This is a genomic window from Leifsonia sp. EB34 (genome assembly GCF_041260585.1).
GTDB lineage: Bacteria > Actinomycetota > Actinomycetes > Actinomycetales > Microbacteriaceae > Leifsonia.
On record NZ_JBGCCV010000001.1, the window covers coordinates 1743448 to 1756716 of the forward strand.

20 protein-coding genes are annotated in these 13269 nt (G+C 72.3%); 10 read left to right on the forward strand and 10 right to left on the reverse strand.

Annotated elements, in window-relative coordinates; all coding sequences use genetic code 11:
- Positions 1-132: 132 nt before the first annotated feature.
- Positions 133-450: a hypothetical protein gene (locus ABIA36_RS08500; RefSeq protein WP_369961860.1), complete on the forward strand. Its 318-nt coding sequence runs from the start codon at positions 133-135 to the stop codon at positions 448-450.
- A gap of 3 nt (positions 451-453) precedes the next feature.
- Here ABIA36_RS08500 and ABIA36_RS08505 read toward each other — a convergent pair whose 3' ends face one another.
- The 5 genes from ABIA36_RS08505 to ABIA36_RS08525 all read right to left on the reverse strand — a co-directional run bounded on the left by ABIA36_RS08505 (position 454) and on the right by ABIA36_RS08525 (position 3302).
- Positions 454-1344 (reverse strand): hypothetical protein, encoded by an 891-nt coding sequence (locus tag ABIA36_RS08505; RefSeq protein ID WP_369961861.1) that lies wholly within the window; start codon positions 1342-1344, stop codon positions 454-456.
- 25 nt (positions 1345-1369) lie between these two features.
- Complete coding sequence (locus tag ABIA36_RS08510) at positions 1370-1633, reverse strand: Rho termination factor N-terminal domain-containing protein (protein ID WP_369961862.1); 264 nt, start codon at positions 1631-1633, stop codon at positions 1370-1372.
- A 120-nt stretch (positions 1634-1753) separates the two neighbouring features.
- Entirely contained in the window at positions 1754-2476 is a 723-nt protein-coding gene (locus ABIA36_RS08515) for a hypothetical protein (RefSeq protein ID WP_369961863.1), read from the reverse strand.
- A gap of 100 nt (positions 2477-2576) precedes the next feature.
- A complete protein-coding gene (locus ABIA36_RS08520; protein ID WP_369961864.1) occupies positions 2577-2849 on the reverse strand; it encodes a hypothetical protein in 273 nt (90 codons plus the stop codon).
- Positions 2850-2963: 114 nt separating this feature from the next.
- On the reverse strand, positions 2964-3302 hold the full coding sequence (locus ABIA36_RS08525) for a hypothetical protein (RefSeq protein ID WP_369961865.1): 339 nt from the start codon (positions 3300-3302) through the stop codon (positions 2964-2966).
- Positions 3303-3399: 97 nt separating this feature from the next.
- Here ABIA36_RS08525 and ABIA36_RS08530 point away from each other — a divergent pair, with 97 nt between their 5' ends.
- From ABIA36_RS08530 to ABIA36_RS08545, 4 genes are all read left to right on the forward strand, one after another.
- On the forward strand, positions 3400-4206 hold the full coding sequence (locus ABIA36_RS08530; protein WP_369961866.1) for a putative protein N(5)-glutamine methyltransferase: 807 nt from the start codon (positions 3400-3402) through the stop codon (positions 4204-4206).
- Between the two features lie 57 nt (positions 4207-4263).
- Positions 4264-5097, forward strand: coding sequence for a TspO/MBR family protein (locus ABIA36_RS08535; RefSeq protein ID WP_369961868.1), 834 nt, complete (start codon positions 4264-4266; stop codon positions 5095-5097).
- Between the two features lie 63 nt (positions 5098-5160).
- Positions 5161-5610, forward strand: coding sequence for a VanZ family protein (locus ABIA36_RS08540; protein ID WP_369961869.1), 450 nt, complete (start codon positions 5161-5163; stop codon positions 5608-5610).
- A 39-nt stretch (positions 5611-5649) separates the two neighbouring features.
- Entirely contained in the window at positions 5650-6570 is a 921-nt protein-coding gene (locus ABIA36_RS08545; RefSeq protein WP_369961871.1) for an AEC family transporter, read from the forward strand.
- Between the two features lie 13 nt (positions 6571-6583).
- Here the strand turns inward: ABIA36_RS08545 and ABIA36_RS08550 are convergent, their stop codons facing one another.
- Together ABIA36_RS08550 and ABIA36_RS08555 are read right to left on the reverse strand one after the other, a co-directional pair.
- Positions 6584-7096 carry a tetratricopeptide repeat protein gene (locus ABIA36_RS08550; protein ID WP_369961872.1) on the reverse strand — a complete coding sequence of 171 codons (513 nt, stop codon included), beginning with the start codon at positions 7094-7096 and terminating at the stop codon, positions 6584-6586.
- A 26-nt stretch (positions 7097-7122) separates the two neighbouring features.
- Positions 7123-7749, reverse strand: coding sequence for a TOPRIM nucleotidyl transferase/hydrolase domain-containing protein (locus ABIA36_RS08555; protein ID WP_369962097.1), 627 nt, complete (start codon positions 7747-7749; stop codon positions 7123-7125).
- A gap of 56 nt (positions 7750-7805) precedes the next feature.
- On the opposite strand from ABIA36_RS08555, the gene ABIA36_RS08560 reads away from it, so the two are divergent.
- Positions 7806-8075, forward strand: coding sequence for a hypothetical protein (locus tag ABIA36_RS08560; RefSeq protein WP_369961873.1), 270 nt, complete (start codon positions 7806-7808; stop codon positions 8073-8075).
- Between the two features lie 46 nt (positions 8076-8121).
- Here ABIA36_RS08560 and ABIA36_RS08565 read toward each other — a convergent pair whose 3' ends face one another.
- Positions 8122-8415, reverse strand: coding sequence for a hypothetical protein (locus ABIA36_RS08565; protein ID WP_369961874.1), 294 nt, complete (start codon positions 8413-8415; stop codon positions 8122-8124).
- 270 nt (positions 8416-8685) lie between these two features.
- Complete coding sequence (locus ABIA36_RS08570) at positions 8686-9006, reverse strand: TetR family transcriptional regulator (RefSeq protein ID WP_369961875.1); 321 nt, start codon at positions 9004-9006, stop codon at positions 8686-8688.
- A 103-nt stretch (positions 9007-9109) separates the two neighbouring features.
- On the opposite strand from ABIA36_RS08570, the gene ABIA36_RS08575 reads away from it, so the two are divergent.
- Both ABIA36_RS08575 and ABIA36_RS08580 read left to right on the forward strand, forming a co-directional pair.
- Positions 9110-10039 carry an aldo/keto reductase family oxidoreductase gene (locus ABIA36_RS08575; protein ID WP_369961876.1) on the forward strand — a complete coding sequence of 310 codons (930 nt, stop codon included), beginning with the start codon at positions 9110-9112 and terminating at the stop codon, positions 10037-10039.
- A gap of 125 nt (positions 10040-10164) precedes the next feature.
- Positions 10165-11370: a GDSL-type esterase/lipase family protein gene (locus tag ABIA36_RS08580; RefSeq protein ID WP_369961877.1), complete on the forward strand. Its 1206-nt coding sequence runs from the start codon at positions 10165-10167 to the stop codon at positions 11368-11370.
- A gap of 84 nt (positions 11371-11454) precedes the next feature.
- On the opposite strand, the gene ABIA36_RS08585 is transcribed toward ABIA36_RS08580, so the two are convergent.
- On the reverse strand, positions 11455-12387 hold the full coding sequence (locus ABIA36_RS08585) for a 5'-3' exonuclease H3TH domain-containing protein (RefSeq protein ID WP_369961879.1): 933 nt from the start codon (positions 12385-12387) through the stop codon (positions 11455-11457).
- Between the two features lie 33 nt (positions 12388-12420).
- Between ABIA36_RS08585 and ABIA36_RS08590 the strand changes: the two genes are divergently transcribed.
- Together ABIA36_RS08590 and ABIA36_RS08595 are read left to right on the forward strand one after the other, a co-directional pair.
- The gene (locus tag ABIA36_RS08590; protein ID WP_369961880.1) at positions 12421-12867 is read left to right on the forward strand and encodes an SRPBCC family protein; all 447 of its coding nucleotides are present in this window, start codon (positions 12421-12423) and stop codon (positions 12865-12867) included.
- A complete protein-coding gene (locus ABIA36_RS08595; RefSeq protein WP_369961881.1) occupies positions 12864-13268 on the forward strand; it encodes an NUDIX domain-containing protein in 405 nt (134 codons plus the stop codon). Before ABIA36_RS08590 ends, ABIA36_RS08595 begins: the two co-directional genes overlap by 4 nt.
- The last annotated feature ends 1 nt before the right edge of the window (position 13269 follow it).

Here is a 13269-nt window from a genome sequence, read left to right on the forward strand (position 1 = left end):
AGGGGGCGGTCGGAGGGGTTTGCCAGGAAAAGCCGGTTTCAGCGCTGGGCCACCCATATCGGGATATCGAAAGTGTGTCAATCCCCTGTATTCGCCCAGCAGTTCTGCCCCGATCTGGGGCACTATTGCAGGATGGGAAAACTGCTCTACGGCGCAGGTCAGGAGTATGACCTCGACGACCGCGCGCTGAGTCACGTCAAGCTCGCGATCGTCGCCAAGCTGCGCCGTCACGAGAGCTTCCTCCTCAACTGGGACGTGCCCGTCGATCAGGGTTCGGGGCGGGTGTCGCTCTGGATCAGCCGCGAGATCCCGATCGCGTTCCAGTTCTCGGGCAGCCGGCCTCCGGCGATCAACCCGCAGTGGCTGGAGGCGCTCATGCACACCTCGCAGCGCACCGGAGGCATGGTCGTGATGGCCGAGGACCAGCTCGAACAGCACCTCCCCGGCTGACGTTCAGCCGCGGGCATCGTCCAGGGCGCGCTCGGCGTCCCGCACGGCGCGCTGCAGCTCGGGGATGCGCCGTCTGAGCGCACGTTCGGCGGCCTTCGCGTCGGCGAGCTCCGCCTCGGTGCGTTGCAGGCGGCGTTCGAGCGCGTCTCGTTCGGCTTCCAGGTCGGAACGGCGGTCGACTTCCGCGTCCAGTTCGTCGTCCACCGCCTCGGCGTCGGCCCTGGCGCGTTCGAGGGCTCGCTCGGCCGCGCGGATGGTGCGCTCGCGCTCCCGGCGCTCGCTGGCCGACTCCGGGGGCTCGGCCGCGTCGGCTGCCCGCTCGTCGTTTTCCGCCGGCGCGGCCTTCTTCGCCGGTCGAGCCGACTTCGTCGCGGTCGCCGCCGCCACCGGCTCGGCGTTCCGCTCCGCAGCGGCCAGCGTCTCCTCGTCCAGCGGCAGCGCGACCGCGTCGGACACGTCCACCGACTCCACGCCGGTCGACTCCAGAGCGCGCACCAGCATCCCGCTGCGGACGGCGGCGGCCGCGAGCGGATCGACGACGGCCGCCTGGAGGGTCTCCTCGACTTCGCGCCCGACCGCCGCGCTCGTCCCCAGGTCGCGCACGGCGCGCTGCAGCAGGCGCTGACGTTCCCGGGTCAGGTCGCGGATTGCGTCCCGGTCGCGCGCGGCGAACGCGTCCCGCATCCGGTCGCCGAGCTGGAGGATGCGGTCGATCAGCTCGGGGTCGTGGCGCGTCAGCGCGTTGACCGCGGCGGCAGACGCGGTCGGCTTCCTCAGCGCTTTGATGGTCTTCGCGAGCTCGCGGTCGGCTCCCACCGCGGCGGACGCCCGCGCGGCGACGAACTCCGCGGGCTCGACCCCGTAGAGGTCCGCGGCCACCTCGCGCAGGTCCATGGCGCGAGTGTACGCGTGCGCGACGTCAGCGGTCGCGCAACTCCTTCACGAGCTCGGACTTGGTCTTCTTCGAGTATCCGGTGAGGCCGAGCTCCTTGGCGCGCTTCTTCAGCTCGGGCACCGTCCAGTCGTCGTACGAACCGGACTCGCCGCCCTTCCGGCCGACCGACTTCCGGCCGCGTGCGGCGGCCGCGTTCGAGATGCGCGCGGACTTCTCCTTGGAGTTGCCCTCGTCGCGGAGCTTCTCGTAGAGCTCCTGGTCCTTCAGTGAGTTCTGGCGTGCCGGCATGACGTGCTCCTCTCGTCCTCTGATCCGCACGGTACGCCGCCGGACGGCCGGCGCCAGGGGCGAGGAACAGCGAAGGGGTCCGCGACCGGACGGCCGCAGACCCCTTCGACGTCAGTGGGCTTACGCCCGCGGCGCCTTCGACGCCTTGATGGCCGCGAACCACTCGGACGACGGCCGCAGCCAGATCAGGATGACGGCGACGATCGACGCGATCACCTGGATGAGGCCGAACGGGAAGCCGGGCCGGATGTTGAGCAGCGACACCAGGGTCAGCGCGGAGAGCACCCAGCGCGACCAGTTCGCGGCGCGCCGCAGGAAGAAGGCGAACAGCACGAACACGACGGCCCAGAAGATCAGCGTGACGACCGAGAGGCCGATCGCCACCCCGACTGCCGCGGAGGCGATCGTGTCGATGTTCTGCCCGTGCAGGTTCGTCCCGGAGATCTGCAACTGGTGGATGATCGCGGCGCGACCGCCGCTGCTGGCCGTCGCGATCGTGACGATGCCGCCGATCACGCTGAGTACGGCGCTCGCGATGAACAGCCAGAACGCCGTGTTGACGGTGGTCGGGATGCGGGTCGGCGCAGCGACGGGCTGCGGGGGAGCGGCCGCGTACGACGGGAAGGCGCCCGGAGGAGGCGGCGGGGCGGCACCGTCGTACGGGGCGGAAGGCGGCGGGAAACCGCCGGCGGGCGCGTCGGCGGGCGGGGTCACGGGCGGCACCGGAGGCACGTCGGATGCGGGAGCGGCCGGCTCGGTGGGTTCGGGGACCGGCGGGACGGCGCCGGCTGGAGTGCCGCCCTCAGGAGGCTGCGGCTTGTTCTCGTCCTCAGGAATGGTCATGCCCGCGACGATACTGGAATACTGGAATTCGGGCCAGAGCCCGTGCGCGCGCCGCGGATCCGGCGCTACCGAGCCCTCGACGTGCGTGGCCCAGCGGTGCTCAGCTCAGCGAGTCGAAGTCGAACCAGAACGAGTCGTCCTCTTCGTGGTCCCCGACCGTGGCCGGCTCGCGCGGGATGCTGGCCGTCTCGATGCGCACCTTGGTCTGGCTGGTGACGAAGATCTCGCTCGGCGGGCGGCTGGACTGCGTGATCGCCACGAAATCGCCGTCGCTGCGGCTCGCCTGGATCACCCGCCGCTTCAGTTCTTCGACGGGCTCCCGATCGACGAACGTGAACCTCAGTTCATCGATGTAGACGTGGAACACCTGCATGTCCTACTCCCCGGAGTTGCTCTTCCCGCCAGATAGTACGCGCCCAGCGCGGTTCTGCCAGTGCAGAACTGTATCGGGAACGGTTCGCACCCGGTCTGTCGACGTAGCATGCGTTCACAGTAAGTCCATGTCGAGGTCGTCGACGCCCTCCGTGCCGAGCGTGACGTACGCCGCCCGGCGTGGCCCGAGAGCGGCGACGCGCTCGCCGAGCCCGTTGACGAAGTCGTCGTCGCGCAGCTCGGGACCGTCGAACCTCTCGGTCTCCGCCAGGATCTGGCTGGCGGGGCCGAGCAGCATCACGATCTCGCCCACCTCGCCGGACTCGAGGATCGCCGGCGCGCGCACCTCGGCGGCGGCTGCATTGAGTGCCAGCGCCGCCGCGTACTTCACCAGCACGTCCGCGATCGCGTCGCCGGTGAGCACCGAGCCGCTCGCGTAGTGGATCCTCTTCATATCCCATCAATACGTGCGGAACCACGAGCGGTCAAGGCTCGGGCGAGGGGGTTGAACTCTCGGGCGAAGGGGTATTCCTCCCGGCTAGCATGGCCGGGTGAGTGCGCCCGAAGTGCCGGACAGCCGCGTGGAGCGCGTCGTCCTCCGGCTGCGCGCCGCGGGCTGCGTCTTCGCCGAGGAGGAGGCCGCGCTGCTGCTCGAGGCGGCCGCCTCGCCGGACGAACTGGAGGCACTCGTGGCCCGCCGCATGGCTGGGGAGCCCCTGGAGCCGCTGCTGGGCTTCGCCGAGTTCGGCGGCCTCCGCATCCACGTGGAGCCGGGCGTCTTCGTCCCCCGCCGCCGCACCGAGCTGCTCGCCCGCGAGGCGGCGGCGCTGACCCGGCCGGGCGACGCCGTGCTCGACCTGTGCTGCGGCGCGGGCGCGATCGGCGCCGTCATCGCCGCGCGGGTGCCCGGCGCCGCCGTCTTCGCGGCCGACGTCGAGCCGGCCGCCGTGCGTGCGGCCCGGGCGAACCTCGATCCGGCCCGGGTGTTCGAGGGCGACCTGTTCGCCGCGCTGCCGGCCGAGCTGCGCGGCGCGCTCGCTGTGATCGCGGTGAACGCGCCGTATGTCCCGACCGAGGCCATCGCGCTGATGCCGCCGGAGGCCCGCCTGTACGAGCCGGCGGTCGCGCTGGACGGCGGTGCGGACGGCCTCGACCTCCACCGCAGGATCGCCGCAGAGGGGCGGGAGTGGCTGGCGCCGGGCGGCTCGATCGTCATCGAGACCAGCGACGAGCAGGCGGCGCGCACGGCGGCCCTGTTCGAGGCGGCGGGGCTCGCGGCGCGCGTCGTGTCCGACGACGACCTCGGCGGCACGGTCGTGATCGCGTCCGACCGGCCGCAACACTCACAGCGGCCGTAGCTCCGGCGGCCCGGCGAGGGATACCGTTCTCCCCGGTTTCGGTCTAGATTTCACCCCATGACCAGCCTGACCCGAAGGCTGCCGCTCGGAGTCGAGCACCCGACCGTCTCCGACCGCGTCCGGCAGAGCGGAGTGATCGCTGCGACCGTCGTCGCCCTGGCCGGAGCGGTGTACGGCTCCGGGCTCGGGGGAGGCCCGCCGATCCCGCACCTGGCCGGCGGAGCGCTCGGACCCGACGCCACGCTCCTCGCCCCCGCAGGCCCGGCGTTCGCCATCTGGTCCGTGATCTACCTGGGACTGGCCGGCTACGCGATCTGGCAGGCGCTGCCCTCGCAGGCCGCCCGTCACCGCCAGCGCTCCCTGGGCTACTGGATGCTCGCGTCGCTGCTCCTGAACGCCGCCTGGATCGTGTCGGTGCAGGCCGGGCTCCTCGCGCTGAGCGTGCTGATGATCGCCCTCCTGCTCGTCGTGCTCGCAATGGCGTTCGTGCGGCTGCGGCACGAGCCCGGCGGCACGACGGCCGACTCCGTGCTCCTCGACGGCACGGTCGGTCTCTCCCTGGGCTGGGTGCTGGTGGCGGCCGCCGCGAACGCGGCGGCATGGCTGCAGACGGCCGGCTTCTCCGGGTTCGGGCTGCCTCCGGAGGTCTGGGCTATGGCGGTCCTCGCGGCCCTCGCGGTCGTCGCCTCGGCACTGGCGGTCTGGGACCGCGGCCGCCTCGCCCCCGCGCTCGCCTCGGCGTGGGGGCTGGTCTGGATCGCCGTCTCGCGGGTGGTGGGCGGCCTCCCGAGCCCCGTGGTGGCCGTCACCGCGCTCGCGGCCGGCGTCCTCGTGATCATGGTCGCGGTGGCGGTGCGGGTGGCCCGCGGCGGCCCGGTGCGACGTCGCTGAAACCTGTGGAACCTGAGGTCTGACACACAGGATTTCCCGATGAGAGGCGCCTACGCTGACGGCATGCCCGCCGCACGACGCACCCGCCGCCGCGCGGTCGTCGGCCTCCTCGCCTACACCGCGTTCATCGCCGCCGTCGGGCTGTGGCCGACGCCGGTGGATCGCCCGCTCGATCCGCTGCTCTTCCGGCTCCTCGGCGCCCTGGGGGCCGTCGGGGTCCGGCCGCTCGACGCGTACGACGTGATCGAGTTCACGGCCAACGTCGCGTTCTTCGTGCCTCCCGCCCTGCTCATCGTGCTGATCGTCGGCCTCCGGCGCTGGTGGCTGGCCCCGCTCGCCGGCCTGCTCTGCAGCATCGCCATCGAGCTCACCCAGCACTTCGTCCTGCCCGCGCGGTTCGGCACCGTCACCGACGTGGTCGCGAACACCCTCGGCGCGCTGATCGGCACCGGGATCGGGGTACTGCTGGTGGCGCGGCGGCGCGCGGATGCACGCAAACTGCCGACTTCTTGACAGGATCGTCCGGGGGAGACGAAAGGAGACGCCAGGGCGATGGCTGGAGTGCTGACCGGGTTCGGGATCATCGCGTTCGTCATCCTGGTCGGCTACCTCGCCGGGCGGTTCCGGGTCGGCGGCCCCACTGCGCCGTACGTGCTCAACCGGATCGCGTTCTTCGTCACCAACCCGGCGCTGCTGTTCGTGACGCTGGCGCACGCCGACCTCAAGGTGGTTTTCTCCACCCAGCTCCTCGTCGCGGCCATCGCGGCGGTCGTCGCGGCCGGGCTCTTCCTGCTGCTGTCGCGGCTCTTCTTCCGGCGTCCCGCGGCGGAGACCACGATCGGCACGCTCGGGTCCGGGTACGTCAACGCCAACAACATCGGCCTCCCCGTCGCCGTCTACGTGCTCGGCAGTGCGTCGTACGTGGCGCCGGTGCTGCTGCTCCAGCTCATCGTGTTCGCACCGATCGCGCTCACGGTGCTCGACATCACGAGCCGCGGGACGGTGTCGCTGCGGTCGATCCTGACGCAGCCCGTGCGCAACCCGATGATCATCGCCTCACTGCTCGGCATCCTCGTGGACGTGCTGCACATCCCGATCCCGGCGGCCGTGTACCAGCCGTTCGAGCTGCTCGGCGGCGCGGCCGTCCCCCTGGTGCTGATGGCGTTCGGGATGTCGCTGCACGGGTCGCGTCCGCTCCAGGCCGGGCACGGGCGTGCGGAGATCGCGACCGCCGTGGTCATCAAATCGGTCGGGATGCCGCTGGTCGCCTTCGCCGTGGCGCGGTTCGCGTTCGGCCTCGAGCATCACGCACTGTTCGCGGCGGTGGCGCTCGCCGCCCTCCCGACGGCGCAGAACGTCTACAACTTCGCCGCCCGCTACGAGCGCGGGATGCCCGTGGCGCGCGACATCGTGCTGCTGACGACGCTCTTCGCGGTCCCGGTGCTGCTCGTCATCGCCGCGCTGCTGGCCTGAGCCCTCCGCGCAGTCAGCGGGCGGCGTCCAGCTCGCGCAGGTACTCGGCGTTGCCGCGCAGGGCGGTCTCGTAGCGCAGCAGGTCCGGGGTGCGGATGTGGTCGGCCGCCAGCTCCATCAGCTCCGCGACGGCGCCGTCGCTGCGGCCGGCCGCGTGCAGGGAGAGCGCGTGCCAAACCCGCACCGACTCGGACTCCGGGAAGGCCGCCAGCGCCCGGTCGAGCACGCCCAGCGATGCGTCGAAGCGCTCGAGGTTGCGCAGGGTGCTCCCGTACTGCAGCAGGCACTTGCGGAGGGTGTCGCCCGCCAGCCCGGCGGCCAGCGCGCGCTCGTAGTAGCCGGCGGCCGTCTCCTCCTCGCCCGCGGTGTCGTAGGCGCCGCCGACCTCGTAGAGCACGTGCGGGTCGTCGGGATGCTCGGCGAGCACGGCCAGGAAGGCGTCGATGGTCGGCGCCATGTTCCCGCGGTCGCGCGCGGCGAACAGGACGGCGAGCCGGTCGAGCAGCTCGGGCGAGGTGGTGGGCATGCGGCCCAGCCTAGGCCGGGAGCGACTCAGCCGCCCAGCACGCTCTCGACGGCCTCCCGGAGCGGCGTTGGCAGCTCCGTCGCTCCCAGCTCCTCGGTGAGGGCGCGCCCGTACTGCTCCTTGCGGCCGGAGGTCGTGCCGAGGAACCGGTGCAACTGGGCGAGCACGGGCCGCTCGCGCTGCGCCGGCTGCCGCTGGAAGGTGCGGAACAGGCCCAGGTCGCCCTCCCGCGCGAGCACGGCCTCCGCCCGCTCCGCGCCGAGCGCCCGCAGCAGCTCCCCCTCCAGGTCGGGCCGGCACACCGAGACGGACGTCTCGTCCAGTCCGGCGCGCTCGAAGAAGGCCGCCTCGCCCGCGTCGCACAGTCCGTGCAGCCGGAGCTGCGCCGGGCGCAGCAGGCTCACGAACCGGCGGACGCTCATCGCGCCGCCCATCGGCAGGATGGCCACGCCCGCGGCGGCCGGATCGACTCCGAGCAGCCGGGAGGCCTCACGGCACGCGGCACGGTCGCTCGCGCCCTCCACGAGCAGCGCTCCGGCGACCTCCGGCGGCACGGGCACCGCCACGCCGGCGGCCCCGGCCCGTTCGGACCACACCGCCGCCGCCCGCTCGAAGCGCGCAACCGGTTCGTCGCCGTCGAGCATCGGTCCCATCACCCCGCCCATTCTGCTCCTGGCGCGGTCGCCGTCGCGCGCGTACGGTGCAGCCCATGAAGGTCATCATTTTTCTGGCAGGCGTCGCCGTCGGGTTCGTCGTCGGTACCCGAGCGGGCCGTGACGCGTACGAGAACATGCGGAACAAATGGCAGGGCTTCTCCGGCTCCGAGCAGGTGCAGCAGGTGAAGGACGGCGTGCGCGACTTCGCCGGCCACGCCGCCTCCGACCTCAGCGACAAGGTGACGGAGGCCGTGGGCAAGGCGTCGGACAAGCTGGACGAGGTCACCGGCAAGAAGACGGACAGCACGCCGACCGAGGCGTGAGGCCCCACCCGCCCCAGAGCGTCTGAAACGGGTCGCCTGAGCCGACTCAGGCGCCCTGGGGCGGGTGCGCCAGCAGTTCCACGCGCTCCGCCAGGTAGGCGTGGAAGCCGACGGTCTGCTCCGACGACGCGCTCCACCGCACGAGCGCCTCGCCGTCCCGCAGCAGCAGCGGACCCGTGGAGGCCCGCAACGCGTCCACGGTCGGCACGATCTCCGGCGCGTCGAAGTCCACCGTCTCGCCGTCGCGGAAGTGCCCGCGCTCCGCAGCCTCGCGGTACGCGCGCCGGGTCTCCGCCGACACCGACACGTACTGGGTCCGCCCGGGCGGCGTCGCCCGCACGAGCTGACCCGTCGCGTACAGCGTGCCGTCACGCCGAGCAGGAGCACCCCCAGCCGCCAGACCCGGCCCACCGGTCGCAGCACCGGCTCGCGCGGGATGCCGAACCTGCGGCGTCGCGGCACCAGGACCGCGAGCGCCTCGTCCCGGGCGCCCGCCTCGGTCAGCGTCCGCGCGGCCGCCACGAGCGCCTCGCGGATGCCGGCGACGGCCTCCCGGTCGCGGGAGTCCCGATCCGCGGAGTCCCCGTCCGCGGAGTCCCCGTCGCTCAGCTCATCCACGCATCCGAGGATAGGCCGCCTGCGGCGTGCTCCGTTCGGCCGCCGTCATCGGGCGGATCGAGAAGGAGGTCGCGTCCGTGATCATCAGCAGCTCGACGCCGTGCGCGTGGCGCAGGATCACCAGGGCCGACGCGTCGGACTCCGCCACCCGCTCGACCTGGTTCAAGAAGATGCGGGCCATCTCGTCGCTGACGCGGAAGTCGCGTCCGAGCGCGTGCACGATGTAACCGGGACCGTGGGAGTGCGGGGAAACCAGCCGCGTCTCCTGCCGGAACCCGTCGACCGCCATCCTTGCCTCAGGCGTCATCGTCATCGGTCCCCTCCTCCGGTAAACGGAGCCCCGAATCCCCGCACAGTAGACGGTAAGCCTGCCGTGCCGAAGAGGACAGGGGGTTGACGGGGGGTTAGATGAAGGCATGAAAACCCTGAACCTTCCGAACATCGCCGTGCCCGCGTCCAACGTCGTCCTCGGCCTCATGCGGATCAGTCCCCTGTCCGACGGGCAGATCCGCACCCTCGTGGGAACCGCGCGGGACGCCGGTGTCACCGTCTTCGATCACGCCGACATCTACGGCGAGCAGCGCCACGGCTGCGAGACCCGGTTCGGCGAGGCGGGCGCCGTCCCCGCCGCGGAGCGCGACCAGGTCGTCATCCAGTCGAAGGTCGGCATCCGCCCGGGCTACTTCGACTTCTCCCGCGAGCACATCCTCACCACCGTGGACGAGTCGCTCGCCGCGCTGCGCACCGACTACCTGGACCTGCTGCTGCTGCACCGCCCGGACACCCTGGTCGAGCCGGAGGAGGTCGCGGCCGCCTTCGACGAGCTGGAGGCCTCCGGCAAGGTGCGCGCGTTCGGCGTCTCCAACCACACGCCGGGCCAGATCGAGCTGCTGCGCCGCTGGGTGAAGCAGCCGCTGAAGGTGAACCAGGTCCAGCTCAGCATCACGCACGCGCCGATCATCGCGCAGGGCGTCGCCGCCAACATGGCGGGGCTCGACCAGTCCATCGTCCGCGACCTCGGGATCCTCGACTACTCCCGCCTGAACGACATCACTCTGCAGGCGTGGTCGCCGTTCCAGAAGGTCTTCTTCGACGGCGTCTTCCTCGGCGACCGCACGGAGTACGCGGAGCTGAACGACGCCCTTGACGAGTTGGCCGCGAAGTACGGCGTCACGCCGACCGGCATCGCGACCGCGTGGATCACCCGGCATCCCGCGAACATGCAGGTCGTCCTCGGCACCACCAACCCGGGCCGGGTGCAGGAGGCCGCCGCCGGCTCCGACCTGCCGCTGACCCGCGAGGAGTGGTACCGCCTCTTCCGCCTGGCCGGGCACACCCTCCCGTAGCCGCCGAGTACGCCGATTATCCGCGTACTCGGCGGTTTTCGGCCGATTATTCGCGTACTCGGCGCCGCGGGCGTCCGGCGAGCCGTGGGTGCCGCGGGGGCCGGGGACGGGATACCGTCACTGGAGTGGAAGATGTCCGGCTCGGCGCCTCGCGGCGGTTCGCCGCGCGGGTGAGGCTCGCGCGCGTCGCCGGGGTCCGGCAGGCGCTGGTGCGCCCGACGGACTCCCCGCAGGCCTTCGTCGCCGGACGGCAGAGCCTCCGCGTGCTGCTGGCGGGCTCCGGCCCGGTGATCGGCTGGGGTGTCGGCAGCCACGACCTCGCTCTGCCCGGCGCGCTCGCGCGGGCCATCGCGGCGACCACCGGACGCGGCGTGGTCGTGGACGTGGTCGCCCACCCGTCCGCGGGCGTGCGCAGGGTGGCCAGGATGGTGCACGGCGCAGGGTCCGGCCGCTACGACGTCGTCATCCTCAGCGCGACCGTCGCCGACACGATCCGCATGGTCGAGCCGCAGCGCTGGGGCGCCCACGTCGCCGCGCTGCTGCGGGAGGTGCGCGGCAGCGGCGCCGGGGTGGTCGCCTGGCTCGGCGCGCAGCCGATCCGGTCGCTTCCGCCCTTCGACGACGCATTCCGCGACTTCGTGCAGGAGCACGCCGAGCGGCTGAACCGCGCGGGAGCGCAGGCCTGCGCCAAGACGGGCGCGGCCTTCCTCGCACTGCCCGCCTCGCCGAAGCCCGAGGGCGGCCGGCACCGGAGCCCGGCCGACTACCTGTTCTGGGCGCGCTGGATCACCGACGCGCTCGCTCCGGACCTGATCGGCCATCCTGTCGAGACCGGGCACCACACCTCCACCGCGGAGGACCGGGTGGCGGCGATCGCCCGGCTGCGGCTCGACGAGCACACGCGTGACGGCAGGCTGGAGGGCCTGGTCGGCACCGCGCAACGCACGCTCGGCACCGAGATCGCCATGTTCACCGTGCTCGACGACCGCATCGAGTGGCCGCTCGCCGCCGTCGGTGCGTCGCCGTCCGAGATCCCGATCGAGCAGTCGGCCTGCCTGCACACCCTCCGGTCGCCGGACGGGGTGGTCGTGCCCGACGCCGAGCGCGACGCCCGCTTCGCCTCGAGCGAGCTCGTCACCGGGCCGGCCCACCTCCGCTTCTACGCCGGCTACCCGGTGGAGGCGCCGGACGGCACCCGCATCGGCGCAATGTGCGTCTTCGGGCGCTCGCCGCGCCAGCCGGCCGAGTCCGACAACGACCTCGACGTGCTCCGCGAGCTCGCCCTCCTCGCCCAGCGCGAGCTCTACCGCTTCGACCCCACCGCCTCCTGACCCCCCAAACCATCCGTTCCGGACTTATGCACGCAACACGCCGGGCTCGGGCGTACATAAGTCCGGAACGGATGGTGGGGGTGCTCAGGGGGCGGCGCGGGTGAGGGCGGCTAGGCAGCGGTCGAGGGAGGTGCCGAGGGCCCAGCGTTCGGCGAGGGTATTCAGGGTCGCGCGCTGCTCGTCGCTCGGGGCGCGGAGGCGGGCGTCGAAGTGGCCGAGCGGGAGGTCGCGCACGACCTCCACGACCGTCGGGGCGACCGCGAGGTAGTCGGCCGCGGCGTCGAACCGGGAGCGCGCCGCCGGCTTCATCGCGGAGGCCGGGTCGGCCGCGGCCGCCGCGATCCCGGCCAGGTCGCCGTACTCGGCGAGCAGTGCGCTCGCCGTCTTCTCGCCAACGCCCGCGACGCCGGGCAGGCCATCCGACGAGTCGCCGCGCATGACCGCGAAGTCCGCGTACTGGTCCGCGTGGATGCCGTACTTGGCGACGATCGCCGCGTCCGTCAGCACCTCGAGGTTGCTCATCCCGCGCGCGGTGTAGATGACCCGCACGTCGCGGTCGTCGTCGACGAGCTGGAACAGGTCGCGGTCGCCGGTCACGACATCCACCGGCCCGGGAGTCACCGTGGCGAGCGTGCCGATCACGTCGTCCGCCTCGTGCTCGGCCGCGCCGACGATGGCGATTCCGAGCGCGTCGAGCACCTCGCGGATCACCGGCACCTGGGCCACCAGCTCTGCCGGCACCTCCTCGACGTCGACCCCGCCGGGCACCTCCTGCGCCACCCGGTGCGCCTTGTAGCTCGGGATGAGGTCGACGCGCCAGCGCGGCCGCCAGTCGTCGTCCCAGCAGGCCACGAGGGCTTCGGGGCCGTAGTCGGTGACGAGCTTCGCGATGATGTCGAGGAAGCCGCGGATCGCGTTCACCGGGGTGCCGTCCGGCGCGCGCACGGTGTCCGGGACGCCGTAGAACCCGCGGAAGTAGAGGGATGCGCTGTCGAGGAGCATCGTTCGCCCGGTCACAGCCCGATCATGCCATGCCGCTAAGGTGTGCGCATGGCCGGAACGATCGTCGTGGAACGCACCGACACCATCCAGACCACGCCCGAGGTGCTGCTGCCGTATCTCGCGGAGCTGCCGCGCTGGGTGGAGTGGTCGCCGTGGGAGGGCATGGACCCCGCCCTGAAGCGCGAATACACAGGCGAGCCGGGAGCGGTCGGCTCCACCTACGCGTGGAGCGGCAACCGCAAGGCGGGCGCGGGACGGATGCGGATCGAGTCGGTGCAGCCCGACGGCGTCGGCGTCGCCCTCGACTTCACGCGGCCGTTCCGCTCCAGCAGCCACGTGCGCTTCCTGCTGACGCCGGAGGGCGACCGCACGCGCGTCATCTGGCGGATGGAGAGCGCTCGGACGTTCTTCAGCCGCTTCTTCGACCTGGACAAGCTGATCGGCCCGGACTTCGAGAAAGGGCTCCGGCAGCTCAAACGCCTGGTCGAGGCGTGACGCACGCTCCGCTGCTGGTGTCCGCCGTCGCGGTGGTGCGCGACCGGCGCGTGCTGATGGTGACCTCCCGCGGCCGCGACGTCTACTACATGCCGGGCGGCAAGATCGACCCCGGCGAGACGGCGGCCGAGGCGGCGGCGCGGGAGGCCGAGGAGGAGGTCGCGCTCGCGCTGGACGCGGACGCGCTCACCGAGCTGTTCGAGGTGCGCACGCAGGCCCACGGCGAGCCGGACGGGCGGCAGGTGCACATGACGGTGTTCCGCGCCGAGACGGACGCCGAGCCGGTGCCGTCGGGCGAGGTGGACGCCGTCCACTGGGTGACGACGGCCGACGCCGGACGGTGTCCGCCGGCCGGCCACGTGGTCCTCGACCGCCTCTCCGCGCTCGGCCTCATCGACTGAG

Excerpts from the sequence above, each read along its gene's own strand:
- ABIA36_RS08590 (WP_369961880.1), top strand. The coding sequence starts at position 12,421 with ATGGCCGGAACGATCGTCGTGGAACGCACCGACACCATCCAGACCACG.
- ABIA36_RS08525 (WP_369961865.1), bottom strand. The coding sequence starts at position 3,302 with ATGAAGAGGATCCACTACGCGAGCGGCTCGGTGCTCACCGGCGACGCG.
- ABIA36_RS08570 (WP_369961875.1), bottom strand. The coding sequence starts at position 9,006 with ATGACGATGACGCCTGAGGCAAGGATGGCGGTCGACGGGTTCCGGCAG.
- ABIA36_RS08515 (WP_369961863.1), bottom strand. The coding sequence starts at position 2,476 with ATGACCATTCCTGAGGACGAGAACAAGCCGCAGCCTCCTGAGGGCGGC.
- ABIA36_RS08545 (WP_369961871.1), top strand. The coding sequence starts at position 5,650 with ATGGCTGGAGTGCTGACCGGGTTCGGGATCATCGCGTTCGTCATCCTG.
- ABIA36_RS08575 (WP_369961876.1), top strand. The coding sequence starts at position 9,110 with ATGAAAACCCTGAACCTTCCGAACATCGCCGTGCCCGCGTCCAACGTC.
- ABIA36_RS08555 (WP_369962097.1), bottom strand. The coding sequence starts at position 7,749 with ATGGGACCGATGCTCGACGGCGACGAACCGGTTGCGCGCTTCGAGCGG.
- ABIA36_RS08520 (WP_369961864.1), bottom strand. The coding sequence starts at position 2,849 with ATGCAGGTGTTCCACGTCTACATCGATGAACTGAGGTTCACGTTCGTC.
- ABIA36_RS08550 (WP_369961872.1), bottom strand. The coding sequence starts at position 7,096 with ATGCCCACCACCTCGCCCGAGCTGCTCGACCGGCTCGCCGTCCTGTTC.
- ABIA36_RS08510 (WP_369961862.1), bottom strand. The coding sequence starts at position 1,633 with ATGCCGGCACGCCAGAACTCACTGAAGGACCAGGAGCTCTACGAGAAG.
- ABIA36_RS08540 (WP_369961869.1), top strand. The coding sequence starts at position 5,161 with ATGCCCGCCGCACGACGCACCCGCCGCCGCGCGGTCGTCGGCCTCCTC.
- ABIA36_RS08500 (WP_369961860.1), top strand. The coding sequence starts at position 133 with ATGGGAAAACTGCTCTACGGCGCAGGTCAGGAGTATGACCTCGACGAC.
- ABIA36_RS08535 (WP_369961868.1), top strand. The coding sequence starts at position 4,264 with ATGACCAGCCTGACCCGAAGGCTGCCGCTCGGAGTCGAGCACCCGACC.
- ABIA36_RS08505 (WP_369961861.1), bottom strand. The coding sequence starts at position 1,344 with ATGGACCTGCGCGAGGTGGCCGCGGACCTCTACGGGGTCGAGCCCGCG.
- ABIA36_RS08560 (WP_369961873.1), top strand. The coding sequence starts at position 7,806 with ATGAAGGTCATCATTTTTCTGGCAGGCGTCGCCGTCGGGTTCGTCGTC.